19 protein-coding genes are annotated in these 26,262 nt (G+C 65.0%); 15 read left to right on the top strand and 4 right to left on the bottom strand.

Annotated elements, in window-relative coordinates; all coding sequences use genetic code 11:
• Position 1 precedes the first annotated feature (1 nt).
• The 10 genes from GY937_15990 to GY937_15945 all read left to right on the top strand — a co-directional run bounded on the left by GY937_15990 (position 2) and on the right by GY937_15945 (position 12,956).
• On the top strand, positions 2-964 hold the full coding sequence (locus GY937_15990) for a metalloregulator ArsR/SmtB family transcription factor (protein MCP5058206.1): 963 nt from the start codon (positions 2-4) through the stop codon (positions 962-964).
• Positions 778-4,632 (top strand): methionine synthase, encoded by a 3,855-nt coding sequence (metH, locus tag GY937_15985; protein ID MCP5058205.1) that lies wholly within the window; start codon positions 778-780, stop codon positions 4,630-4,632. Before GY937_15990 ends, metH begins: the two co-directional genes overlap by 187 nt.
• Before the next feature lie 58 nt (positions 4,633-4,690).
• On the top strand, positions 4,691-5,398 hold the full coding sequence (locus GY937_15980; protein MCP5058204.1) for an HAD-IA family hydrolase: 708 nt from the start codon (positions 4,691-4,693) through the stop codon (positions 5,396-5,398).
• Positions 5,395-6,834, top strand: a complete 1,440-nt coding sequence (tldD, locus tag GY937_15975; GenBank protein MCP5058203.1) for a metalloprotease TldD — start codon at positions 5,395-5,397, stop codon at positions 6,832-6,834. Before GY937_15980 ends, tldD begins: the two co-directional genes overlap by 4 nt.
• A complete protein-coding gene (locus tag GY937_15970) occupies positions 6,831-8,192 on the top strand; it encodes a TldD/PmbA family protein (protein ID MCP5058202.1) in 1,362 nt (453 codons plus the stop codon). The genes tldD and GY937_15970 overlap by 4 nt, the downstream gene beginning before the upstream one ends.
• Entirely contained in the window at positions 8,189-9,064 is an 876-nt protein-coding gene (locus GY937_15965; protein ID MCP5058201.1) for a beta-lactamase-like protein 2, read from the top strand. Before GY937_15970 ends, GY937_15965 begins: the two co-directional genes overlap by 4 nt.
• Positions 9,061-9,888 (top strand): hypothetical protein, encoded by an 828-nt coding sequence (locus tag GY937_15960; protein MCP5058200.1) that lies wholly within the window; start codon positions 9,061-9,063, stop codon positions 9,886-9,888. The genes GY937_15965 and GY937_15960 overlap by 4 nt, the downstream gene beginning before the upstream one ends.
• A complete protein-coding gene (locus GY937_15955; protein ID MCP5058199.1) occupies positions 9,885-11,123 on the top strand; it encodes a CoA transferase in 1,239 nt (412 codons plus the stop codon). The genes GY937_15960 and GY937_15955 overlap by 4 nt, the downstream gene beginning before the upstream one ends.
• A gap of 54 nt (positions 11,124-11,177) precedes the next feature.
• The gene (gene selD, locus GY937_15950) at positions 11,178-12,227 is read left to right on the top strand and encodes a selenide, water dikinase SelD (protein ID MCP5058198.1); all 1,050 of its coding nucleotides are present in this window, start codon (positions 11,178-11,180) and stop codon (positions 12,225-12,227) included.
• Positions 12,228-12,548: 321 nt separating this feature from the next.
• Complete coding sequence (locus tag GY937_15945; protein ID MCP5058197.1) at positions 12,549-12,956, top strand: hypothetical protein; 408 nt, start codon at positions 12,549-12,551, stop codon at positions 12,954-12,956.
• Positions 12,957-13,062: 106 nt separating this feature from the next.
• On the opposite strand, the gene GY937_15940 is transcribed toward GY937_15945, so the two are convergent.
• Entirely contained in the window at positions 13,063-15,009 is a 1,947-nt protein-coding gene (locus GY937_15940) for a hypothetical protein (GenBank protein ID MCP5058196.1), read from the bottom strand.
• Positions 15,006-15,704, bottom strand: coding sequence for a hypothetical protein (locus GY937_15935; GenBank protein ID MCP5058195.1), 699 nt, complete (start codon positions 15,702-15,704; stop codon positions 15,006-15,008). Before GY937_15935 ends, GY937_15940 begins: the two co-directional genes overlap by 4 nt.
• Before the next feature lie 125 nt (positions 15,705-15,829).
• Between GY937_15935 and GY937_15930 the strand changes: the two genes are divergently transcribed.
• From GY937_15930 to GY937_15920, 3 genes are read left to right on the top strand one after another with little or no spacing between them, the layout of a single operon-like run.
• Positions 15,830-16,645 carry a hypothetical protein gene (locus tag GY937_15930; GenBank protein ID MCP5058194.1) on the top strand — a complete coding sequence of 272 codons (816 nt, stop codon included), beginning with the start codon at positions 15,830-15,832 and terminating at the stop codon, positions 16,643-16,645.
• Positions 16,642-18,801, top strand: a complete 2,160-nt coding sequence (locus tag GY937_15925; GenBank protein ID MCP5058193.1) for an MBL fold metallo-hydrolase — start codon at positions 16,642-16,644, stop codon at positions 18,799-18,801. Before GY937_15930 ends, GY937_15925 begins: the two co-directional genes overlap by 4 nt.
• A gap of 3 nt (positions 18,802-18,804) precedes the next feature.
• Positions 18,805-20,946, top strand: a complete 2,142-nt coding sequence (locus tag GY937_15920; GenBank protein ID MCP5058192.1) for a radical SAM protein — start codon at positions 18,805-18,807, stop codon at positions 20,944-20,946.
• Here the strand turns inward: GY937_15920 and GY937_15915 are convergent.
• On the bottom strand, positions 20,913-21,899 hold the full coding sequence (locus GY937_15915) for an NAD(P)/FAD-dependent oxidoreductase (protein ID MCP5058191.1): 987 nt from the start codon (positions 21,897-21,899) through the stop codon (positions 20,913-20,915). The two genes, GY937_15920 and GY937_15915, sit on opposite strands and share 34 nt — an antisense overlap.
• A 34-nt stretch (positions 21,900-21,933) precedes the next feature.
• Positions 21,934-23,802 (bottom strand): RiPP maturation radical SAM protein 1, encoded by a 1,869-nt coding sequence (locus GY937_15910; protein ID MCP5058190.1) that lies wholly within the window; start codon positions 23,800-23,802, stop codon positions 21,934-21,936.
• Positions 23,803-23,963: 161 nt separating this feature from the next.
• Here GY937_15910 and GY937_15905 point away from each other — a divergent pair, with 161 nt between their 5' ends.
• Together GY937_15905 and GY937_15900 are read left to right on the top strand one after the other, a co-directional pair.
• Positions 23,964-25,208 (top strand): YcaO-like family protein, encoded by a 1,245-nt coding sequence (locus GY937_15905; protein MCP5058189.1) that lies wholly within the window; start codon positions 23,964-23,966, stop codon positions 25,206-25,208.
• Positions 25,205-26,002, top strand: coding sequence for a tfuA protein (locus tag GY937_15900; GenBank protein ID MCP5058188.1), 798 nt, complete (start codon positions 25,205-25,207; stop codon positions 26,000-26,002). The genes GY937_15905 and GY937_15900 overlap by 4 nt, the downstream gene beginning before the upstream one ends.
• Positions 26,003-26,262 lie beyond the last annotated feature (260 nt).

Below are 26,262 nucleotides of genomic sequence, written 5' to 3'. Positions count from 1 at the left end.
GATGAGCAGCGACAACCTCCAGAAGGTCTTCAAGACCCTCTCTGACCCCACCCGGGTGCGCATCCTGGCGCTCCTCGCCCGGGAGGAGCTCGCCGTCCAGGAGCTGATGGAGGTGCTCGGAATGGCCCAATCGCGGGTCTCGCGGCACCTCGGGATCCTCCGCGAAGCCGGCCTGCTCTCGGACCGACGAGATGGCACGTTCGTCTTCTACCGTTTCGAAGAGCCGGAGGCCCCAGCCTGGCGGGACGCCTGGGGGCTCGTCGACCGAGCGCTCCGGGACGATCCGGCGGCGCGCAGGGACGGCCTCGCGGTCGCGCGGGTGCTGGAAGCCCGGGCGGCTCGGAGCCGTTCCTTCTTCGATTCGGTCGGGCCCGAATGGGACGCGTTGCGCAAGGTCTGGGGAGACGAGCTGTTGCGCGCCCGTGCGCTGACGCGGCTCGTTCCCAAGGGGCTTCGGGTGGTGGACGTCGGAACGGGAACAGGCGTTTTCGCGCTGGAGCTCGCCGAGGCGGGCCTCGATGTCATCGCCATCGATCACTCGGCAGCGATGCTCGAAGCGGCTCGCAGCAAATTCGACGAGCTGGGCTCCACGTCGATCGAGCTGCGCGTTGGTGACGCTTCCGACCTGCCCCTCGAGGATGGTGAAGTCGATGCGGCCTTCGCCCACATGGTGCTTCAATACCTGGCCTCGCCCGGCGAAGCCGTAGCCGAGATGGCACGTGTCACGGCGCCAGGAGGACGCGTGGTCGTGATCGACTTCGTGCGCCACGATCGCGAATGGATGCGCGAAGAGCTGGGTGTCCAGTGGCTCGGCTTCCCGCCGGAAGAAATCCAGACATCTCTCGAGGCCGCCGGTCTCGAGGACATCCGTGTCGATGTGCAGCCCGCAGCCTCCCGAGGCGCAGATCTCCCCGAGACCTTCATCGCGAGTGCTCAGCGTTCGCAGAGAAAGACTTCTCCGTGAGCCAACCCCAACACCACCTCCACCAGCTCATGAGCGAGCGCATCCTGATCAAGGATGGCGCGATGGGCACCATGATCCAGGGTCGCAATCTCAGCGAAGAGGATTTTCGTTCCGAGCGTTTTCGTGACCATCCGAATGAACTCAAGGGAAACAACGACCTGCTCGTGTTGACCCAGCCGGAGTTGATCATCGAACTCCACGAGGAATTCCTCGAAGCCGGCGCTGACGTTCTCGGAACCACGTCGTTCAATGCCACCTCGATCTCCCAGGCGGATTACGGCACGGAATCCCTCGCGGAGGAAATCAGTCGACGATCGGCGGAGCTGGCCAGAACCGCGGCCGACCGTTTCACGGCGCGAACACCGGACAAGCCCCGTTTCGTGGCCGGATCCATCGGCCCGACGAACAAGACGCTCTCGCTCTCCCCGGACGTGAACGATCCGGCCTTCCGGGCGATCACCTGGCAAGAGCTGCTCCTGGCCTATCGGGAGCAGGTAACGGGACTTCTCGACGGCGGTGTCGACCTGCTGGTCGTCGAAACCATCTTCGACACATTGAACGCCAAGGCTGCGCTCTTCGCGATCGAGGAGGTCTTCGAGGCGCGCGGTGGGCGTGTGCCCTTGATCATCTCCGTGGCGATCACCGATGCCAGCGGTCGGACGCTCTCGGGCCAGACCCTGGATGCCTTCTACCACTCGATTCGTCACGCGGACCCGTTGGCCGTCGGGCTCAATTGCTCACTCGGTGCGAGCGAAATGCGCGGCCATGTCGCGGCACTCGCGGCGATCGCCCGAAGCCCGGTGTCCTGCTACCCGAACGCAGGCTTGCCCAACGCCTTTGGCGAGTACGACGAGACACCGGAGGTCATGAGCGGCCTCCTGAAAGAGTTCGCCGAGAGCGGCTTTGTGAACCTGCTCGGCGGTTGCTGTGGCACCACACCGGAACACATCCGTGCGATCGCCGAGGCGGTGAAGGACATTTCTCCGCGGCCGATCCCGAAAACCGCCCCTCAGCTCACCGAGCTTTCCGGCCTGGAAACCCTGACGATTCGCCCCGACTCGAATTTCCAGATGATCGGCGAGCGCACGAACGTCACGGGCTCTGCCCGCTTTCGACGCCTGATCAAGAGCGAAGATCACGAGACCGCACTCGAGGTTGCGCTCGAGCAGGTGCGCGGCGGCGCGAACCTGCTCGATGTGAACATGGATGAGGGCCTGCTCGATTCGGTCGCGTGCATGCGCACCTTCCTCAACCTGATCGCCTCGGAGCCGGAGATCGCACGCATCCCTGTCGTGATCGACAGCTCGAAATGGGAAGTCCTCGAGACCGGTCTTCAATGCTGCCAGGGCAAGAGCGTCGTAAACTCGATTTCCCTGAAGGAAGGCGAGGAAGATTTCCTTCGCAAGGCGCGACTCATCCGACGCTACGGCGCCGCGGCCGTCGTCATGGCCTTCGACGAAACCGGCCAGGCGGATACGGCCGAGCGCAAGATCGCCATCTGCGAGCGCGCCTATCGTCTACTGACCCAGGAGGCGGATTTCCCGGCCGAAGACATCATCTTCGACCCGAACATCCTGGCCGTCGCCACCGGCATCGAAGAGCATGCGGAGTACGCCAAGGCGTTCATCGAAGCGACCCGGGAGATCAAGACCCGCTGCCCCGGAGCCCACGTCTCAGGCGGCGTCTCCAACCTGTCGTTCTCCTTCCGCGGCAACGATCGAGTACGCGAAGCCATTCACGGCGCTTTTCTCTACCACGCCATCCAGGCCGGTATGGATATGGGCATCGTGAACGCGGGCCAGCTGCAGCTCTACCAGGACATTCCGAAGGAGCTCCTCGAGCACGTGGAGGACATCCTGTTCAACCGACGCGAGGATGCCACCGAGCGCATGGTGGAATTTGCCGAGCAGGTCAGAGGCAAGGGGAAGAAGCGGGAGGTCGACCTCTCCTGGCGCGAGAGCAGCGTAGAGGAACGCCTCTCCTATGCCCTCGTCCACGGCGTGGTGGACTTCATCGTCGAAGATGCGGAGGAGGCCCGTCAGAAGCTTGGCCGCCCCCTGCTCGTCGTCGAAGGCCCGCTCATGGACGGCATGAATGTCGTGGGAGATCTATTCGGTGCGGGCAAGATGTTCTTGCCCCAGGTGGTGAAGAGCGCCCGCGCCATGAAGAAGGCAGTGGCCTACCTCGAACCCTTCATGGAGCAGGAAGACGGCGTGGCAGTGGCCAAGGGCAAGATCCTGATGGCCACCGTCAAGGGCGACGTTCACGACATCGGCAAGAACATCGTCGCCGTCGTGCTGCGCTGCAACAGCTACGAAGTGATCGACCTGGGCGTGATGGTGCCGGCCGACAAGATTCTCGATGCGGCCATTGCCGAAGGTGTCGACATCGTTGGGCTTTCGGGCTTGATCACCCCCTCGCTCGACGAAATGGTGAATGTTGCCAAGGAAATGGAGCGGCGCGGGATCGAACTTCCACTTCTGATCGGCGGCGCGACGACGAGCCGCCAACATACGGCGGTGAAGATCGCGCCGGGCTACAGCAAGAGCAGCGTGCACGTGAATGACGCGTCTCGGGCAGTCGGCGTCGTGGCCTCTCTTCTCGACGGGGAGAGGGCGATCGCGTATGACGAGGAGAACCGAGAAGAGCAATCGCGGCTGCGAGCGCTGTACGAAGGGCGCAAGCAGAAGCCTTTGCTCAGCTTGACGAAAGCCCGGGCCAAGACCAGCGCTCCCGAATGGCGGCAGGAAGACATCGCGACACCCGAGTTCTTCGGCCGCAAGGTGCTCGACGACGTACCGCTCGAAGAACTTCGCAGCTTCATCGACTGGACGTTCTTCTTCTCGGCCTGGGAGCTGAAGGGGCGCTTCCCAAAGATTCTGGAGCATCCGAAACAGGGCGAAGCCGCACGAGAGCTGTACGCCCATGCCAACGCCCTGCTCGATCGAATCCTCGAAGAAAAGCTGTTGCGCGCCCGAGGCGTCTACGGCTTCTGGCCTGCGGCCAGCGATGGGGATGACATCGTGCTCTACGAGAACGAGCAACGCGAAAAGGAGCAGTGCCGCTTCCCGATGCTTCGCCAGCAGCGCGGCAAGGAAGACGGCACCACCGCCTCCCTGGCCGATTACATCGCACCGCTTGGTAGCGGGGTCGAGGATTCGATCGGCGCGTTCGCCGTGACCGCGGGCCTCGGCACGGACGAGCTCGCGAAGGAATTCGAGGCAGCCGGCGACGACTACCAGGCCATCATGACCAAGGCTCTGGCGGATCGCCTGGCCGAGGCCTTTGCGGAGTGGCTCCACGCGAAAGCCCGACGGGAGTGGGGGTACGGCGCCGACGAGAATCTGGACAACGAGGCCTTGATCGCCGAACGCTACCGCGGCATCCGCCCTGCCTTTGGCTACCCGGCCTGCCCGGACCATAGTCCCAAACGAAAGCTCTTCGAATTGCTCCAGCCCGGCGAATTGGGGATCGAGCTGACGGAGAGCTTCGCGATGCACCCGGCGGCAAGCGTGAGCGGCCTCTACCTGGCCCACCCGAAGGCGCGCTACTTCAACGTGGGCCCGATCGGCCGGGACCAGGTCGCGGACTACGCGAATCGGCGTGGCCTTTCGGTCTCCGAGGCCGAGCGACACCTCGGACCGAGTCTTGCCTACGATCCCGAGTGAATTTTTCCGAATGCGAATGATGTTCCCCCGGCACGAAGACTCTTTCTGAGGGAAGCCGATGGCTGAGTTCCGACCCATTCAAGCGGTGGTCTTCGATGCCGCCGGCACCCTGATCCGGACCTGTGAACCGGTCGGGGACACCTACGCGCGCTTTGCCAGGGAATTCGAGGTCGAGCTACCTGCCGCGCGGGTAGAGGAGGCCTTCGGGCGGGTCATGGCCGCTGCACCGCCCAACGTCTACCCCGGTGAAGCCATGGCCCCGGCTGCCCTCCTGGAAAAGCGCTGGTGGTGGGAGCGCGTGCGCGAAACCTTCAGGGCGACCGACCAGATGGCGCGCTTCAGCGATTTCGACGCGTTCTTCGAGAAGTTGTGGGACCACTACGGAACCACCGCCGCCTGGGAACTCGCCCCGGGCGCTCGGGTCGCCTTGGAAGACCTCCATGAACGCCGCTATCTGCTGGGCCTGCTCTCGAACTTCGATCAGCGGTTGCGGCCGTTGCTCTGCGACCTCGGCATCCACGATCTCTTCGATGCAGTCACGCTCCCCGCAGATGCGGGTGCCGCCAAGCCGGAACGACTGATCTTCGACGTGTGCTTGAAGCGGCTCGGAGTCGCGAATCACCGCTGTGTGTACGTCGGCGACCGAGCCGACGAGGATCTCCGAGCTTCGAAAACCGCCGGCCTGCATCCGATCGACGTGGCTTCGCTTGCTACGCTCGCCGAGCTTCCGGCCCGGGTGGAGGCCCTCGAAAAGGATCTCTCATGAACCAACCCGTCGCGTTGTTTCGCGATCAATTCGGCATCGATGAACGCGCGATCGATCGGACCCTCGGAACCGCTCTCGAACGTTCTGTCGACCACGCCGATCTGTTCTTCGAGTACACGAGCCAGGACTCGGTCGTGCTCGAGGAAGGGATCGTCAAGAGTGGCGACCGCCACTTGATCCAGGGCGCCGGCGTGCGGGTCCAGACCGGCGAGCGGCAAGGCTACGCCCACTCGGATGAGATCACGGTAGAGAGTCTCGAACTGGCCGCAGGCACCGCCCGCGCCATCTCTGAACGCGGAAATGAAGGCGGGGCCGTGGCGATCGCAGGTAGCGGCGCACCGCCGAACGATCTGTACCCGGTGTCCATGAGTCCGACCGACGTACCGGTCGTCCAGAAGGTTGCGCTGCTCGGAGAGATCGACGCCTACGCGCGTGCCCAGGACCCCCGCATCCAACAGGTGATGGCTAGCGTGGTCAGCCAACTTCGGAACGTGATGATCGCCGCGAGCGATGGAACCTGGGTCGCCGACGTTCAACCTCTCGTGCGGCTCAACGTTCAGGTGATCGCCGAGGACGAGAACGGCCGGCGCGAGATCGGATACCAGGGTGCGGGCGGCCGGACGGCGCTCGACGCGTATCTCTCGCCGGAAGGCTGGAAGCCGGTCGCGGACGAGGCCGTGCGGCTTGCCCTCGTGAACCTCGACGCCGTGCCCTGCCCGGCCGGAACCCTCGATGTCGTTCTCGGCCCCGGCTGGCCGGGCATCCTCCTCCACGAAGCCGTGGGCCACGGCCTGGAGGGCGACTTCAACCGCAAGGGAACCTCCGCCTTCGCCGGCCGGATCGGCGAGCGGGTGGCTGCGCCTGGGGTCACCGTGGTCGATGACGGCACCCTTCCCGGCCGCCGCGGCTCGTTGAACGTCGACGACGAAGGCACCCCGACCTCCCGCACCGTACTGATCGAAGACGGCATCCTGCGCGGCTATTTGCACGATCGCATGAACGCCCGACTCATGGGCCACGCGCCCACCGGGAACGGCCGACGCGAGAGCTACGCCCACCTCCCGATGCCACGCATGACGAACACCTTCATGCTGGCCGGCGAAGAGAATCCGGAGGACATCGTCCGCTCCGTCGAGAACGGCCTGTACGCCGTGACCTTCGGCGGCGGCCAGGTCGACATCACCAACGGACGCTTCGTGTTCAGCGCCAGCGAGGCCTACAAGATCGAAAACGGACGGATCACCCAACCGGTCAAGGGCGCCACCTTGATCGGCAACGGCCCCGAGGTACTGACCCAGGTGAGCCATATCGGCCACGATCTCGAACTCGACCGGGGCGTTGGAACCTGCGGCAAGGATGGCCAGGGTGTCCCGGTAGGCGTCGGATTGCCGACGATCCGCGTGGATCAGTTGACGGTGGGAGGAACGGAAGGTTGAGCGCCGAGACCGCCCTCGACCACGCGCTAAGCGTGGCAAAGCGTGCCGGTGCTCATAGCGCCGACTCGGTGTGCATCGAAAGCGATTCCAGCGAGGTCCGCGTGCGCGGCGAGGAAATCGAGCACGTCAAGCAAGCCCGTGAACGAACGCTCGGCCTGCGCGTGTTCGTCGAAGGTGCGACCGGCATGCAGCAGGCCATCACATCCACGAGCGATCTCTCCGAGCGGGCCATCGAACGCCTCGCAGAAGACGGTGTTGCGCTGGCGCGGGAAACGGCGCCGGATCCGGATGCGGGATTGCCCCACGACGGCTTCGCAGGGATGCTGCCCGAACTCGACCTCCTGGTGGCCAAAGACCGGGAAGCCGGCATCGAACACCACGTAGAGGCGGCACGAGAGGCCGAGGCCGCAGCCCGCCAGGTGGACGAGAAGATCGTGAACTCCGAGGGCGCCGACGCGGGCTCGAGCTTTCGGCATGTGCACTACGCCAACAGCGCCGGCTTCGACGGCCAATACGAAAGCGCGACCCATTCGATCAGCTGCTCACCGATCGCGGCGGATGAGCAGGGCGCCATGCAGACCGACTACTGGTACACGGTCGCCCGCTCTCTCGCCGCCCTCGAGGCCCCGGCCGCCGTCGGCAAGCGCGCCGCCGAACGCGCGCTAGGCCAACTCGGCGCACGCCGGATCGCTACCGGGGAATACCCGGTGGTCTTCGACAGCCCGACCGCACGCAACCTCGTGGGAAGTCTCGTCGGCTGCCTCTCGGGCTACGCCGTCTACCGCAAGAGCTCCTTCCTGGCGGGTCGGCTCGGCGAAACCATCGCCTCGAGCGGCATCGCGGTGATCGACGACGGCGGGCTTCCCGCCGGACTTGGCAGCCGGCCCTTCGACGGCGAAGGCCAACCCACCCGCCGCAATGTCATCGTCGAGGGGGGCCGCCTGCGCTCCTATCTGCTCGACTGCTACTCCGCGCGCAAGCTCGGCCTGGCGAGCACGGGCAACGCCAGCCGCGGCGTGGGCAGCGCACCGAGCGTTGGCTCCACCAATCTCTGGCTCGAGCCCGGCGGCGCGGGAAGCCTCGACGACATTCTCGCCGATACTGGAAAAGGCCTTTTGGTAACAGGCATGTTCGGGCAGGGATTCAACCCTGTGACGGGCGATTTTTCCCGAGGGGCCAAAGGCTTCTGGATCGAAAACGGCAAACCCTCCTACCCGGTCGAAGAGATCACCATTGCGGGCAATCTTGGCGATATGCTGTGTGATGTGAATGCGATCGGAAATGAACTCCTATGGCTCGGCAACGTTGCGGCGCCACCCCTACGAATCGCTCGCATGACGATCGCAGGAGACGGATGACCAGTAACGCCCCCGTCATGCTCGGAATGGCTCTGCCGGATGTCGACGTCTGGTCGGAGCGGGTGACCGTGGCGCTGGGCCAGAACCCGAGCGTGTTCTCGGGGCCGGGCACGAACACCTACTTGATCGGCACCGGCCCCCGGCGCTTGCTCCTCGATCCGGGCCAGGGTTTCGAGGAGTACCTCCCCGTGCTCGAGCAGGCGATGGAGCGCTGCGGTTGCGAAGGCTTCCAGGAAATCGTCCTCACCCACGCTCACCCGGATCACATCGGAGGCGTGCATCAGGTGCTGAAGCACTTCGGCAATCTGAAGGTCTCGAAGAAGCCATGGCCCGGGGTCGACGAGTCCTACGGTCTCGAGCTCACGCCGATCGACGACGGATCCGTCATCAAGACGCAGGGAGCCACGCTTCGTGCGCTCCACACTCCGGGACATGCCCCCGACCATCTCTGCTTCATGATCGAAGAGGAGCGAGCACTGATCTCGGGCGACAACGTGCTGGGCGTGGGCACGACCGTGATTCCTGCGGAAACCGGGGATCTCACCCAGTACATGGCTTCACTCGAACGGCTTCGCGCCGAGCACCCGAGCTGCATCTACCCGGCCCATGGCCCGAAGATCGAAGATGGCAAGGCCAAGATCGATGAGTACATCGCCCATCGCCACGAAAGAGAGCGACAGATCGTGGCCGTTCTCGAGGACGGCGCCGCCCTCCCGATGGACATCGTGAAGATCGTCTACGTGAGCTACCCGGAGTCACTGCACCCGGCGGCTAGCCAATCCGTCACCCAGCACCTGATGAAGCTGGAGCGTGACGGACGAACCCGTCGAAATGGCGAAGACCCGGTCCTTGCCTCCTGGAGCCTCACATGACCCATCCGATCTTGCATCAGCTCGACAGCCAGGATCCCGCCCAGCGTCAAGCCGCTTGCCAATCAGCCGCAGGAGACCCCTCGGCCACGCTTCTCGCGGAGGCCCTCGGCACAGCCTTGGGCGATCCGGTGAAGGCGGTCGGCCGTGCCGCTTCCGACGCGTTGGTCGCGATCGCTCATCAGGCCGGCGATGAGGACGTACAGACCGCAGTGCGTGCCGCCTTGCATAGCCAGGATCCCGCACGCCGCTGGCGCGCCGCCTTCACCTCCGCGCGCCTCGAGCCTTCGAGCCCGCGTCTGCTGCCGGCGCTGGTCGAAGCATTCGCCTGCGCGGATGGAGACGTTCGTTGGGCCGCGGCCAAGGTGATGGTCGATATGGGGCATCGGCACGGCGAAGTGCTGCCCGTTCTCATGGGTCTCGTTCGAACGAGCGAAAGCCCGGGGGTTCGTCGCATGGCCACCTTCACCTTGCGCGAACTCGCACCGGACCGTCCCGAGGCCGCCGAAATACTCCTCGAGGCCGCGGGTGATACGGATCTCGGCGTGCGCCGGGCCGCCTTCACCGCCATGGCATCGCTGGTCGAACCGCCGCCCCAGGTGGCCGAGTGCCTCCTCACGACACTGCGCGCCGATAGCGACCCGCCGGCACGCCGATTGGCCGCCCTCGCCCTCGGCGAGATCGGCGCCCAGGATTCCGCTCGTATTCCTCCGCACACGAGCGAAGAACTCGAGCAGGCAAGAGGCGCCTGCCAGGCCGACCCGGAACTCCTCAGGGCGATCGAGCGTGCCCTTGCACGGCTCGAGGCTGGCCGCCCTCGCCCGTGAGCCCGCCTTCGAAATCTGCCTTCTATCGGGAGGCCCGGCGCAGCGTAACCGGGCCCCTGGCCGGCGTGCGGGTCGTCGAGCTGACCACGACCTGGGCCGGACCGATGTGCGGTTGCCTGCTCGGCGATTTCGGAGCCGATGTCATCAAGGTCGAGCACCCCGCCGGAGAGGTTGCGCGCAGCCTGCCTCCCTTCCTCCCGGGGACGGATCCGCCGGTTTCGTTCATGCAAGCGACGTTGAACCGCAACAAGCGAAGCCTCACCCTCGATCTGCATCATTCCGAGGGCCGCGATGTCTTCCGCCGGCTGGTCGCCTCGGCCGACATCCTGGTCGAGAACTTTCGCCCAGGAGTCCTCGATGACTGGGGCCTCGGCTGGAACGAGCTGCGCGCCATGAAACACGATCTCATCCTGGTCTCGATCAGCGGCTTCGGCCAGTTCGGTCGAAACCACCAGCGCGCCGGTTACGACCCTCTGGCCCAGGCCGCGAGTGGTTTCATGTCCCTGAACGGAGATCCGGACGGCGAGCCCGTGAAATCGCCGACCTTCATGGGAGACGATCTGGGAGGCCTGCACGGCGCCCTGGCGGCCATGGCCGCGCTGCACCACAGGAACCAGACGGGCGAAGGCCAGCATGTCGATGTCGCGCTGCTCGATACCATGTTGTTCCAATCCACGGGTTATCTGACCCTGGGCGCGATGGGTGCAGAGCTTCCGCGCCTCGGCAATTCGTTCCGGGTCGCTGCACCTGCGAACACCTACGCGTGCACCGACGGCCAGGTCATGGCCGGCATCCTCGTCGATGCCCATTGGAAGCGCCTCGCCTACTTGATCGATCGGCCTGAGCTCGCCGACGATCCTCGCTATGCCACGACCGCCGCTCGCCTCGAGCGCAGAAACACCGTCGATGGGTTGATGGCCGCCTGGTGTGCCGCGCGTACGTGCGAGGAAGCCGAAGCTGCCTTCCACGCCCAGGGCCTGCCGATGGCCAAGGTACGAACCTATGCGGAAGCGGCTCGTGACCCACACATCGGCGACCGGGACATGTTGCAATCCACGACCGTCGAAGGGAACGAGCGAATCCCGGTGGTGGGGCCCGCTGCAAAATTCTCGCTGACGCCCACCCAGGTACGGGAAGGCGCACCCGCCCTTGGCGCCGATACGGATGAAATCCTGGACGAACTCGGTTTCGAGCCCGACGAGCGGAAGACGCTGCGCGGAAAGGGAATCGTCTAGCCAGGATGGCAGCGTTCCCCGGGGCCTGACCCCCTACGAGATCGGAGATCGGCCATGGCATTCCGAAAGAAGAAGACGCTCACCGGGCTCGCTCGAACCTGTGGTTGAGCGGCCAAGATTGGTCCGGCGGCTCTGTCGGACGCGCTCAGCGGGCTGACGCCACCGTCGGACCCGAACCTGTTGGTCGGCATCGAAACGGCCGACGACGCCGCGGTGTACCGGCTCTCGGACGAACTCGCGATCATCAGCACGGTCGATTTCATCACCCCGCCAGTCGATGACCCCTACTGGTTCGGTCTGATCGCGGCTGCCAATTCGATTTCCGATATCTATTCGATGGGTGGCCGGCCGATGACCGCCCTGAACCTCGTCATGTTCCCGATCGTGCAGCTCGACGCGGGCCTGCTGAGGGAAATCCTGCGCGGCGGCAACGACAAGGCGGCTGAGGCCGGAGCCTGTCTCGTTGGCGGTCATTCGGTCGAAGACGAGGAGCCCAAATACGGTCTCAGCGTCAACGGCACAGTCCACCCGGACCGGATCATCACCAATGCCGGCTCCAGGCCGGGGGACGCACTCGTCCTCACCAAGCCGCTCGGCACCGGCGTGTTGTTCAACGCGGTACGTTCCGGCCGGTTCGACTTTGCGGAGCTCGAGCGAGAGGTCCTGCCGGCGGTCGCCTCTCTCAACGGATCAGCGATGGAGATCGCCCTGGGCTTCGACCTTCATGCGTGCACGGACGTGACCGGGTTCGGCATCGCCGGACACCTCCTCGAAATCGCCCGTGGTTCCGGGAGTCGATTGCGTCTCGACTTCGCAAGCCTGCCGGTCTACCCGGGGGCACTCGAGATGTACCAGCGAGGGGAGACCACCGGGAGCAACGTTGCCAACCGGGCCATGGTCGAGGCGTCCATGACAATGCGAGCAGATGTTTCCCGCAAGCACGAGGAGATCCTCTTCGACCCCCAGACCTCGGGTGGGCTTCTACTCTCGGTCCCCGGGCACGAAGCAGACGATCTCGTGAGTGCTCTTCGGGCCGCGGGCGTGGCGGCGGCCGTGCGCGTCGCCGAGGTCGAAGAGGGGCCGCCGGCGCTCGAAGTCGTCTGAATCCGAGAATGGTCTTCGCCTTCGAAGGTCTCATGGGAATGAGGGACCTTCCTCGGTTTTTTCTGGACCACCGCGCAGCCCTCGACCCTACCAGGTTGATCAGCCCTTGAGGGTTTCTCGCCACACATCACTGCACACCGTAGTTTGAATCTCGTTCATCGGGATTCCCGCACCTACACCACCGGCGATCGTGGATTCGGTCGAGACCTTGCGCCCGCAGCTTCGCCCGAACTACACTCGCGTTTCGCCCGCGTGTAGTTCGTAGCGAGGTCGCTCGGCGCACACTCGCGGGGGCAAGGTTCTATACAGGAGGGGTACTGCATGAATCGTCGAGTCTTCATCAAGCAAGCCGCCATGCGGACTGCGCTGGCAGCCGCAGGATCATCGCTGGCGCTGAAAGCCCTCGCCGAAGACAAGAAGAGCCCGGGAGGCGCCCGGGAGATGAAGATCAAGCCCGCCATGAAGCGGGCACTCCCAGGCATCCAGCAGGGTCCTGGGATGATCAAGATCTCGCCCAGAAACGGCCAGCCGTTCAATGTGACGGCGGAGCAGAAGGCCGCCTTCGACGGACTTCCGGCCAATCTCAAGGGCAAGCTTCGCACGCCGAGAGCCAACGAGACCAGCAAGATGCTGACGGCTGCGCAGTTGCGCGAGCTGGGCAGCGCCTACGAGACCATCGCGAAACTCGACCCGGGCGCAGCGGCCTCGACCACCATGTGTCCCTGGTAGACGGCCACGACGCGGTCCCACCCGGCGGTTCATCCGTCGATCGGGTTTCCTCGACAAACCTGAGGCGGCCGAAGCGCGCCTCAGGTTTGTCGGTTTCTTGGGAGCCTCAGCGCGCCAGAACCTGGCTGGGCAGTGCGCCTCCCGCAGCGTCGACGATCAGCGGAGCTCGCGTCGTCGCTTTGGGATGGATCAGGGCCAGCGGAACAGAGGTCGTCCGCAACAGGTGAACGAGGTAGTCCCAGGCTACGAGCGACTGGGTCGGGAGCGCGGAATGCTTTCCGTTCGCCACGACATCGAGCCATGCAGGTTGACCCAGCACCTCGTGGACCTCCAGGTGATAGAGCCCGGCGAGCGCACGCGCCGTTCCCAGCTTGCGAAGTAGCTCCCGACTCTCGACCGGCTCCAGCAGCCACACGCCATCCCGGGCCCACACACGCCCGAACGAGAGCTGCTCCGCGGCCTCCTGCTCCACGAGCTGCGGAACCAGGTCTGCGGCCCGCGCGTAGCGGGCCGATGCCAACTCCAAGGCAAGTAGCGGCGTAGTCTCCACATCGAGCAGCGCGGAGTGAAAGCTGACCGACTCCCCCGGCGACACCTCAGCCGGATCTCGCTCGGTCTCCTGGAGTCGCACCAGTCGGTTGTCGACCCGATGGAGCGGCGGCCGCAGCGCCTGGCCGTCGCTCACCTGCGGTTCCGAAAAGAGCGGGCGGGAGACCATGCAGACGGCACTCCGCTCGGAAGCCCGCCGCGGGCTGGGATCGACGAACTGGTGGCGCGAGCCCCGTTCGTCGATCCAGCTCACCAGAGCGGCGCCGGGCTCGGCAGTCGGCGGCACGAACGGAAGATCGGCGCCTTCCCCGCCGCCGATCTCGGCGACCCAGTCGAAGAACTCCTCCGCCTCGACACGAATCGCGGCAGGAGAGCGCTGTCGGAGGCGGTAGGGATAGGGCAGGAGAACCGGATGGATCCAGTCCTCGTCGGGCTCGAAGAGTAGGCGGCGCTCGCGCAACCCAGCCCGGTGCTGCACGAAATCTTGCCGGAACTGCTGCGAGCATTCCTGCGCGACGGACTGTTCCTCGGGCAGGTAGCGACTGACCCACCAGGCGTGTGGGTCCTCGCCCCAGATCTCCTCGCCCACCGATTCACGCAGCAGGGCCTCGGTCGCAGTCAGAAAGCCCTGGATGGCTTCGAAGTGCCAGGGCTCTGCCTCTACCTGATTCGCCAGCTCGCGGAGCTGCTCGACTATCTCTGCGTGGTACCGCTCCACCCGCGGATCGGACTGGATGCGAACGCGCTCATCCAGGTAGCTCCAGGGCCGCGTACCCGCTGCCAGGGGCATGGGTTCGAGGTCTCGCCAGTGCCGCTCGATCCAGGCCAGGTCGGGCTCGACGCAGATGCGCTCCCGATCGCGCACGACAGCGATGCTCTCCTCGGAACTCGTCGCCTCGAAGCGGCCGAAGCCAACCCCCACCCAGGCCTGGCGCGGTGCCAACCGGCCCACGCCCGCCAGGGCGTAGCCAACACAGGTGCGCGCCGCTTGAACCGTGGCCCGACCGGCCCGCCGGTACGTCGGCGCCAGCTCTTGCGCACCATGCCCATCGGCGACGAACAGGCGCGCTGCGAGACGCGCCTGGCGCCACGACAGAAGGCTCGGGAAGTCGGTCCGGGCCAGTGCTTCCAGGAACGAGATCATCTCATCGAGAGGTGGAGACTTCTCCGCGCGGCTTCCATCCAGCAGGGAGTGTGCTTCGCCCACCCAATCTTGAATCTCGTACAGCAGACGATCGTCGGCCTCCTCGGCCAGCCGACGGGTGCTGCGCACGGCCTTCAGGCTCGGCGGGCGATCGACACGGGGCTTCTGAAACCAGGCGGCCACGCGCAATGCATCCCGGCTCCAGGCGTCGCGGCGCATGGCCTCGCTGTTGGGTTGTTCCAGTAGCCGGCGCCGCCGCTCCAGCAGCTGGCGCATGCTTGCGATCTCGTCCGACACAGGAAGTAGTTCGGCCAACCGGGGCCGCGCGATCCAGCCGTACCGGAAGTGCAGCGCCTTCATTCGAGGTTGCGCAACACCCGTGTGGCCACCCAGGTCTGGCTCTCGATCAGGCAGGTCGTGATGAAGTCGCTAGACCACACGATGGTGGGGATATCCGACGGCTCGAAGTGCGCGTCCAGATAGGGGCCACAGGGTTTCACGTGGTCGAGATCGTGCTCGCGATGAGTGCGAAGCGTCTCCAGACCGATGTTCCCGAGAGAGCGTTCGAAGCGTTCCATCTCGTCGAGCTCCACCACCAGGAATGACTCCAGGAAGAAGCGCAGCACCATCAGCAGATGCGGGTTGCCGCGCTCGACCTGCCAACGGAAATACCCCAGCAACGCCGCCGTGGCAGGTGACGGGGGAAACTTCGCCAACGCTGCCTCACCGGCTTCGACACTCCCGTACTGTGCGCATACATCCTTGTAGAACACCCGATCATGTCCCAGCTCTTCGTCGATGTGGGCGCTCCAGAAGCGCGCACTCTCGATGTCGCCGCGGGTGTCGAGGGCCTGGACGGCAGCCAGGATCAACCGGGTCGTCTCGCACATCCGCCAGTACGACTCGATCAACGACTGCCGCGCCCACTCGCGCGCCGCGGGCTCCGCGAGCAGGAGTGCGTGCTGCGCCGGAGGGATCTGCTCGTCCCAGCGCAGGATTTCCTGAAACGCATCACGAAAGTGCGAAATCGTGGCGCTCGATACCGCATGTGACATGTCCGTGCCCTCCTGGAACCCATAGCGAATGACGCTCAGCCGTGCCTGCCGCCCAGTGCAAGGGAAGGAATGTCGCGAAGGAGAGCGATCGCGTATGATGGGCGTCCACTGCACGAGGCAGGATCGTGAAGATCGTTCGCGTCCAGCATGAAGAGCCCTTGCGACTAGGCGTGTTCCACGCCGCCGACGGGAACGATGGCGCCCTCGATATCCCGCTGGTCAACGACTGGCTCCAACTCGGCCTGGAAGTCCGACACATTCCTTCCCTCAAGGAGCAGACCGAGTTCTTCTTCGCCCTGCGGAACCTGCGGCGTGATCTCGAACGCCGCGACCTGGTCGAGGCCTGGTTCTTCCTTCACAAGCCCCCGGGCCTACGCCTGCGTTTCAAGGCCGATGGCCCGCCCGAAGCGCTGATCGAGACACTGCTGCTCGCGCAGGGCCAGTGGAAGTGGTCGTGGCTCGGAGCACGCGTATTCGACTCCTATTTCGAGCAGCGCGAGCTCCTTTCCGGGGCCTTCCAAGACGACGTGAACCGTCTGTTGACCGCGGCTTCCGACGCCTACATGGAGGCCCTGATCTCGGGCTCCCGCTGTACGGCCGGTCGTTGGTCGGAGTTCAGCATCGCCTTCCTCGATTGCCATCTGAACGATCGCTGGCTGGTGTGGGAGGCGCTGGGGCGCTTCGCGCGTCTGCGCGGCACGCCGCTCGAAGGAGCTTCCGCACAGCGCGATCAGCCCGCTGCCACACTCTGCGACCCATCAGACTTCGAGGCCCTGCTGCCGCTGCTGGCGGCGCCGCGCAGCGCCGGATTCGAGGCCAGCACGACACTGCTGCAATGTCTCAACTACATCTACAACCTATGGGCACTCGACCTCCCGACCCAGCAACAGATCCTTGCCGAGGCACGGGAGGCGTGCCGTCCGGAGCTGACGAGAACATGAAGCGAGTCGCCGATTTCCTGGACATTTCGGTCGAGTGGACAGATGGCACCCCCTACGGATCGACCCTCTCGGGCCGACTTCAGGATTTCGTAGCAGGCTCCCTCTATCCCGAGACGACCCAGGCCGTGGCCGCGCTCATGCTCGACCCCGCCCGCCGTGCAGAGCGCCTGTCGGTACGGGAGACGGCCGACTCGGTGCTACGCGAGCGCCGATCGGAACCACACCAGGCGGTTCTGGCCGACACCTCCTTCTGGCACCCGAAGGAAGACGACATCGCGCCGGCCTGGGCCCACCTGCGCTCCACTGTCGGGACGGGCCTGGCGAGCGTGCCGCTGGACCGCGTCGGTTGCGACGCGCTGCGGACGCTCTTGCGCGGCGAGGGAGATGCGGGGGGGCCGGCGCTCCAGCGCTTCGTCGAGGAGCTCGAGCCCGCCATCGCTGCCACGGGCTTCGAGCGCGTCGTTCACGGCGGTGGCAAGAAATCCGGCGAGCCGCTCTATGTGGGGCACGCCTGCATCAGCTGGTCCGACGGCGACCTGCGCGTCTGGACGGATCCGTTCTTCTGCCCCAAGGCACCGCGCTACCCGAACCACTACCAGCCGCTCAGCCCACTGGACTTCCCGGAGGAGCGCCACGTCATCCTCATCACGCATACGCACGCCGACCATTTCGCGCCGGGCTGCCTCTTCCAGTTCCCGGCCGACTCGATCTTCATCGTGCCCGACGTCCCCGAGGAATCGTTGCTCTCGATCAACGTGCGCAGGCGCCTCGAACAGCTGGAGTTCCACGACGTGCGCACCCTGCAGTGGGGGGAGAGCCTCGAGCTCGGGAGCTTCGAGATCACGGCGCTTCCCTTCTACGGCGAGCAGCCGCTGGGCTGGGGAAGCGAGGCGGGCCTGTCCGACTTCAACCGTGGAAACGTCTACGCGCTGCGTGCCGGCGGATCGACGAGCCTGCTGCTGGCGGATTCCGGATCGGATCCCCGCATGTCGATCGAGGAGTACACGCGGGCGCTACGTCGCGAAGTCGGCCGCGTCGACTACTTCTTCGCCAACCACCGGCGCTGGAATCTCTACCCCCCACAGTTCCTGCCTTCGTCGGTCCCGCAATACCTGTGCTTCGTTCCCGACGAGGAGCTGGCCAGGCAACAGCGCCTGATGCTCGAGCCCCAGGAGTTCCTGCGAGCGGCGGAGGTGCTCGAGGCGCGCTACGCGATTCCCTACGCCATGGGTGGGGCGCATTGGTTCGAGGAGCGGGGTCTCGGCTTCGATCCCCTGAAGAAGCAGCAACGACCCACGGACTTCGACGCCGATACGCGCGAGCTACTGAATTCCGCGCCGCCCGAACTCGGGCTCACCAGCGACTTCGAGTTGCGCTTTCTGTTGGCGGGCCAGCACCTGACTGAGAACGGGACGCTGGAGTGGCGGGAGGGCCTCCGGCAGCCATCGACATCCGACGCTTTTCGGCCGGCGGGCCGCAGCAGCGACCCGGAGTGCTTTGCCTTCAGCGGACCGGGCCTCGACGCCGAGCTGCTGGGCGACCTCGCCAGTCTGACGACACTCGACACGGGAGCCTTCCTGGTCGCGGGCCCCGGCTTCAGCGAGCTCTACACCTCGCCGAGCGGCAAGGGCGACTTCCTTCGCGAGATGCTGGCCCGCCTCTTGGAGGGGGCATCCGTCACCGTCGTTCGATCGCGACCAGCGCTCTCGGCAGCACCTTTCGGTACCGACAAGGACTGGTACTCCCTGTTCCGCAGACTTCACCTCCAGACCTTCGTCCGCATGCGCGAGGGTGACGTTGTCGCCGGTCACTTGCGAAGGATCGCGCGCAGGCCTCCCTTCCGCGACCTGCCGTACGAGCTATCGGACGGCATCGGCCGCTTGTTGGCCGAACGGCCACCGGCGCAGCCGCACACACCCCAGGGCCCGGGCCTGCCACCCGAGCAGACGAAGCGCTGGAAGCAGATCCCCATCCCCTGGCCCTCCCGGGCGGACGCCCTGCGAGAACGCTTCGAACCCGTCGAGATGACCCTGGCGCTCGTGCTCGGGAAACTCATCCACAACTCCTACATCGGCTGCCTCACTCTGGGGACTGCGATCGATGCCGAGGACGAAGGGGCCTGGTTCGATTCGATCCTCTCGCAAGACAAAGCGTGATCCGTGAAAGCGACCCTGATCTACCCGCCGTGCGGCGATCCGCGAGGACCCCAGCTGGCGCTTCCCTCGCTGGCAGCGGCCCTGCGCGGTTCCGGTGTCCAGGTCGACCTGCTCGATCTCAACGTGTTGGGCTTCGAAGCATTGCTACAGCCAGATCTTCTGGAACAGGCCGTGCGACGTCTGCGCGATTCCCTGGGTACACGCCTCGACTGGAGCGAGCCGCGTAGCCGCATGGCGCTCCTGGGGGAATCCCTGCTTCAGAATGTGCCCGATTCCTTCACGACACTTCGCAGCCCTGAGCACTTCTACGATGCCAACGATCACTCCAGCGCCCGCGCGATCCTGGAATCCGGACTGGCCCTGACGTGCATGGCCGACCCTCGCGGCGTCGCCTGCGCCTTCTTCCCGGCCCGCTACGGCGTGCCGGGCGTCGACCCGCAGAAGCTCTCCCACCTGATCGACGTGACCGCGGACCCCGCCGCAAATCTCTTCGCCGAGCATTGGGAGCAGGACGTATTCCCGGGTCTCGAAGCAGTGCCGCCAGACCTGGTAGGGATCAGCATCACCAACCGCCAGCAGATCCTACCGGGCCTGATGCTGGCGCGGGGGCTGCGCCAGCGCGGCCACTTCGTCGTCATTGGGGGAACGGTCTACTCCAAGTTCGCCGACGCCCTGGCCAGGCGGCCCGCGTTCTTCGAGGCCTTCGCCGACGCGGTGGTCGTCTACGAAGGAGAGACGGCCCTGCTAGCCCTGTTGGACCAACTCGCTGGCTCCCGAGAGTTCGAGAACGTCCCCAACCTGCTCTTCCAACGTGGGGATTCGGTACAGGCGACGATCGCTCACGTAGAAGACGTGCGAAGCCTGCCAACACCCGACTTCTCGGGCTTGCCTCTGGCTTCGTACCTGGTGCCGGAGCCCGTGCTTCCGATCCTTGCCGGCAAGGGGTGTTACTACAACCGCTGCCGCTTCTGCGACATCGCCGCGATCAATCGCGTCAGTCGCAAGGCTTACCGGGTGCGGGAGGCCGAGCAGATCGCGGCGGACGTGCGCGCGCTGGCCGCGCGCTTCGGTTGCCGCAATTTCGTGATCACCGATGAGGCGCTCTCGCCCAAGCTCCTCGTCAAGCTCGCGGACGCGCTGGGAACGGATGGCGATCATTCGTTCACGGGCTACGCGAGGCTGGAGCCGGGCTTCACGCCGGAGGTCTTCGAGCGTCTTCACGAGATGGGGATGCGCAAGCTCTTTTTCGGCCTCGAGTCCGGCTGCCAGCAAACCCTCGACCACATGGACAAGGGAACGCGGATTGCCGACGCCCCCACCATCTTGAAACACTGTCGCCAGGCTGGAATCGACTTCCATCTCTTCTCCATCATCGGATTTCCCGAGGAAGACGAAGCGGCGGCGCGAAAGACCTTCGCGTTCCTGGTCGACAACCAGGAAATCATCGACCACCCCGGTAACTCGTTCGACATGCACGCCTTCGGCCTCGAATTCCGGACCTCCTATTGTGATGAGCGGGCGAAGCTCGGCGTGGAGATCGCAGCCGAAGCCCTGGAGAAAGACTTCGTCATCGGCATCGCTCCGCAGGATTGGACCAACACCCGGGGGCTCGCCAACGAAGACGTCCGTCGCCTGATCGAGGAGGAGTTCTACCCGGCCCTGCGGGCGATCTTCGAGCGTCATCACAACACTGCTGCCCACCTCTGGCCCGGCTTCGAGGAGTACTCGGTTCTCTATGGCCGCCACTACCACGGGCGCCCCTTCCCCTTCACCACCAGCCTGCCAGACACCGGAGACCCGAGCCGCGTCCGACTGCGCTGGAACCCTCTGCTGGACCTGCGGCTCGAGGGAGAGGAAGTGGGGCTCGAGGGGCAGGAAGTGCGCATCACTGGGCCCAGCGCGAGCTTCAGCATGAACCCGACGCTCTTCGATCTACTGGGAGACGGTCTCCCCCGCAACGTCGACGAGTTTCTATCAGCGTGGCTGGGAGAGATGCCCGAACCGGCACGGGAGGAAAGCGAACGCATGTTCCGGCAGCTCGCTCAGCGCTGCATCGGGATGGGCTTCCTCCAGGTCGAACTCGCGGATGTGAAGGATGAGGGACGGACGTTTCAGAACGTGCGGGGAATGGGCTCGGGGAAGTAGGGATTGAGGTCCGGATCGCTCCCGTGTTTCAAGCGGTAGACGTGACGGTAGGCCGAGAAGCCGGCCATCGTCCCCTCGTAAAGAGCTTTGATCACCGAAGAAGGAGGCCCCGTCACGTCCCCCGCGGCGAAGAGTCCCCCCATGTTGGTACACATCTCCCGGTCTACCTGGATGTAACCATTCTTCTCGAGCGCAATACCGCTGGCGGCGACGAAGCCGGTAGAAGCGCAGTGAAGCTCGTAGGAGTTGAAGTCCACCAGCAGGACATCGCCCCGGAGTTCGGTCGGGGCGGCGTTCGAACCGCTGCGAACGGTGACGACGACATCGGTGCCGTCGCTCCCCACTGCATCGACAGTCCCGGCCACGTCTTGCGCGAGCACCTCGTCCGGAGCGCTGGCCTCGACGATGCAGCAGATTTCCAGGCCCGTCTCCAGCGCCCGAAAGATCTGCGCAGTGGCCAATGCCATTCGGCTGCCGCAGAGGATCACCCGACGATGCTCGGTGTGCGCGTCGAGTCGACCGAGAATGCCTGCACCCACCTCGAGATCCGTGAACCAGTAGAGCCGACCTCCGTCGTGGAGCATCTTCTCCGTGTGGAAGGACCGCTTCAGGCCCGTCGTCACCACCACGCTCGACGCCTCGTGGGCAGCCTTCCGACACACCACCCGCGTGTGTTCTCCGGGCTCGAGTGCCACCACCTCATCTCGAATGATCTCCACCTCGTACTCGCGGCAGGCATCCTCCAGAGCCTTGATGTCCCGTTTCGTGAAGTAGCTGTTCGGAGCAAAGGTCTGCGGAGGGCGCCAGAGCGCCAGGCCGCCAAGAAGCTCGGAGGCCTCGATCAGCCCCACCCGTTGCCGCTCGACCCGGGTGGTTCCCAACCACGCCGCGCGTACGGCGGAGGCGAGACCGGCGGGTCCGCCGCCGATCACGAGCGTGTCGAGCGAGGTCAAGGGCGCTTCCTCCCGGTGGTGTTCCGCGTCGGAATCATCCGCCGCTCCGAGCCAGGATCTGCTCCCGCTCGGCGTTCAGGCCCAGACCGACATCCGGCTCGCTAACCAGCGACAGGTATCTGCCCTCGTACAACGCCACGAGCCTGCGGTCCACCAGCTCCTCCAGCAGCGCCCGGTTCGTCTCGCGGATCGACTCCACCCGCGACGGGGCGCGGACGCTCTCCATGGCCTCGACCTGCACATCGGTCAGCAGGTGCCACGGAGCCCGGGCGATTGGACGCTTGTCCTGGACCAGTACCCATCCGCCGTCCAGGGGCCAGGCCTCCAGGCAAGGGGGGTCCCCTTGAACTTGCCAGGAATCGGTCCAGCGAGCGAGCACCTCGTCGAAGCGGCGCACCAGGTCGGGATCACGTGTGAATCCGGTCTCGTAATCTGCATCGAAGTTGCAGGCGACCTGGTCTGCCAGCTTGCCAAATAGTTCCGTGTAGACCGCGAAGGGGCGCACGTTCTCGATTTTCCAGCGAGCCGGATCGCCGTGGTACGGGCTGAAACGCGAGACGTGGATCGGGCCCCAGCGCACGGGCGCACGCAGGTGCTCGATGAGCGGAATGAGCTCGATCATCGCCTCGTAATCTTCGCGGGCCTCGCCGGGGAACGCAGTGAGGAAGTTCCAGATTACCTCGATGCCCCGGGACCTCGCGTTCCGCAGCAGGGCGACATTCTCGAGGGCACTGACGCCCTTGTCCATGAGGCCGAGGACGTGACTTGACAGCGACTCGATGCCGGGCTGTACCTCAGTGACGCCGGCGCGGACGAAAGTGTCGAGCTCGGCCTCCTTCAAGTTGGACTTCACCTCGTAGGCCACTGAGCAGTCGATGCCCCGCTCGATCAGCAGCGGCAGCACGTTCTTCGAAAAATGCGGTGCCATGATGGCGTCGCTGGCGCGCGTCGCGCGAACGCCGTAGCGCTCTATCAGCGACTCGATGGAGGTCACGATCTTCTCGGGCGATCGCACGCGGTAGCGCGTGCCAGGGGTGATGTAGCCGCAGAACTTGCAGGTGAGCTTGTCGGCCCACCAGCAACCGCGCGACGACTCGAAGAGCAGGTTGGCGGGACCTGCGTCGGCCACCGGGTCGTAGGCCCGGTGCAGTTCGAGTTCCGCGAAGTAGGAGTCGTAGTCCGGCTCGGCCACGAGATCGAGGTCGGCAACCGGCGCACAGCTCACGATGCGGCGCTCTGGAAGCTCGCCGGTCTCGAGGTACGTGCGGCAGAACTCCGGGAACCGGAGATCCGCCTCGCCGGAGAACGCGAAATCGAAGGCCTCGGTAGTTGCCAGGATCCCGCTGCCCATGGGTTCGGTGGCGTTGGTCCCTCCCAGAACGGTCACCACCTCCGGGCGCAACCTCTTGACCTCCCTGGCGATGGCGATGCTGGCCAAGGTCTGCTGGCCCATGGCACTCAGGCCCACGATTCGAGGAGACCCGGCCAACACACGCTCCACCGTTTCGGAGATGAAGCCCGGCACTGCCTCGGCACAACTCGACACCTCGGCCTCGGAGAGCGGCTCCCAGGGCAACGCAATCGTTCCGAGTCCTGAAGCCTGTGAGAGAAACTCGAGGACGCGGGGTTGCTCGTCGGCGCGTTCCGGATAGGCCGCAGCCAGGAAAATCGCCTCCCCCAGCAGCTTCCACGGCGGCGAGGCGGCAATCCGGCCACAGAACTCGAAGCCCACCTTTGCTGCGAAGGCGACGTTGGCTTCCACGACCCGGGTGGGAACGCCCGCCTGCACGCAGGCAGGGGCGAGGACACTCGTTCCCAGTGGTGGCATGTTCGGGTGCAGCACCGGCGGAACCACGAGAACCACCGCTTCCGTTCCCTTGCGGATTGGGGAAACCTTCGCCATCGCGCCTCGACCTCGGGACCCCCGCGCGAGGGCGGCCTCGCGATCGACGGCAACACAGTTAGGTTCCGAGACATTCTGGACCGTGGCCACCGCGATGGCAACCACCATCGGGCATCTGACATACTTTGAGCCTCACCACCGGAAACCGAGAGCCACGATTCATGAAGATCCTGGGGCAGGACTACCGACAAGCGAAGTCGCATAGGGTTTCGGGATCACATCGAAGCTGTCGGCCCGACAAGACGCTGGCGGCCTTCGCGCCATTCATGCCAAAGCTGGGCATCACTAGACTCGCCAATGTCACCGGCCTCGATTGCATCGGCATTCCGGTCTATATGGCCATCCGGCCGAACTCGCGATCCCTCGCGGTCTCCCAGGGCAAAGGCATCGATCGCGATCACGCCAAGGTCTCCGCGCTGATGGAGTCGGTCGAAAACTGGCATGCCGAATGGATCGAACTTCCGGTTCGGATCGGATCGTATCGAGAGATGAGCGCGGTCGGGCCGACGATCGATGTAACCCGACTCCCATTGCGCTCCGGGGGCCAGTTGCTGCCGGGAAACCCGGCGCCCTGGGTCGAGGGCTACGATCTGATTCGGGAGCAGCCGGTGTGGGTGCCATACGAATACGTGACCATGAACACGCTCCTTTCCCACAGCATGAAACTGACCTTCTTCAACAGCTCGAACGGGTTGGCCTCGGGAAATCATCTATTGGAGGCGACCCTTCACGGCCTACTCGAGGTCATCGAGCGGGATGCACAGGACGTGTGGGGACGCGAGACGGAAGCGGCACGACAGCAGAGGAGAATCGACCTGGACAGCGTCGACGACCCCGAGTGCAAGAAGCTGATCGCCTGTTTCGAGCGAGCCGAGGTCGACGTCGCGGTTCGGGATTTGACATCGAGCCTGGGCTTCGCCACTTATGAGTGTGTCATCGCTGAATCGAATCCACGATCCTCATGGCGCGGCCTGGGAGTCTTCCACGGCTGGGGCTGCCATCTCTCGCCCGCAGTAGCACTCTCACGCGCACTCTGCGAGGCAGCTCAGAGCCGGCTCACCATCATCTCCGGTAGCCGGGACGACAACCCGGCACACATCTACGATCTTCAGAATGACCCGCAGCGAACACAGACGTTGCACGAAACCTTCTTCACGAGCCCCGGAACGCTGGCCTTCGGGGAGCATGAGGACGTTTCCAGCGAGAGCTTCGAGGAGGACATCGCAGTGGTCCTCGATGCCCTGCGCAAAGCGGACCACGGGAATGCGATCATCGTCGACCTCACACACAGCGATCTGGGCATTCCCGTCGCCAAAGTGATCGTGCCGGGGCTGGGGGTTGGACCGCATCGGCACAACGCTGCGGAAACAGGGGCGGATCCCCGGACGTCTAAGGTTTCGCCTTGAGTGTCGTCGTCTTTCTCGGACCGAGCCTGCCTCTGAAAGAGGCCCGTTCCCTGCTGGATGCGGACTACCGCGCACCCGCCCGGGCGGGAGACGTCTACGCAGCGAGCCTTGGAGACCCGCAAGCGATCGGCATCATCGACGGCCTGTTCGAAGCCGTCCCCGCGGTCTGGCACAAGGAGATCCTGCACGCGCTCGCCAAGGGAATCCCTGTCTACGGCGCCTCGAGCATGGGCGCTCTCAGGGCGGCGGAGCTTCATACCTTCGGCATGCGCGGAGTGGGCCGGATCTTCGAAGGCTTCGTCGCAGGAGAACTCGAGGACGACGACGAAGTCGCGCTCGTTCATGCTCCTGAGATCGGGAAGTACCAGTCGATATCGGAACCAATGGCGAATATTCGCGAGGGGCTTCAAAGGGCCCGTGCATCGGATCTCATCTCACAGCACACCCACGACCTGCTCCTGGGCATCGCAAAGGCCCAGTTCTACCCCGATCGTTCCTGGCCGAAGCTCGACGAACTGGGGATCGAGGCCGGCGCTGCCACAGAAGAAATGGAGCGACTGGTCGACTTCGTACGACAAGAGAGGCCTGATCAAAAGGGGGAAGATGCGCGCAAATTGCTCCGCCGCATGGCGAAAGATGGTGCGGATGGGTTCCGGCCATTTGAACCGGACTTCGAGCTCGAGCGTTCGATCTTCTTTCACCGACTCGCCGAGACGACCGAGCAGAGGCTGGCGGCTGATCCCAGATCCGATCCAGCAACCGGAACACCGCTCCGTCCCTGGCCCCAGAGGTGATTGACCTCGAGCAACAGATCTCCCGCGCGCTCGACCGTGTCGTCGTGTCCGCCTACGGTCGCCGTAGCCACAGATCCCCCAGAGATTGGTCACAACTGAGGCTTCTCGGGCCTCAGAGGCCGCTGTAGAGTAGCCCGGGGCAGTCGCCTACCCCGGGCCCTCGCCAGATCCGGACAAGGAGATTTCCACCATCCGGCTCCTCCGTGAATGAGTCTTGTGGCTACGTACCCCAGAGCGAGACCATGATCCGGGGTCTGGGG

Source organism: bacterium (assembly GCA_024228115.1).
Classification (GTDB): Bacteria; Myxococcota_A; UBA9160; order UBA9160; family UBA6930.
This window is presented reverse-complemented; position numbering and strand designations above follow the sequence as displayed.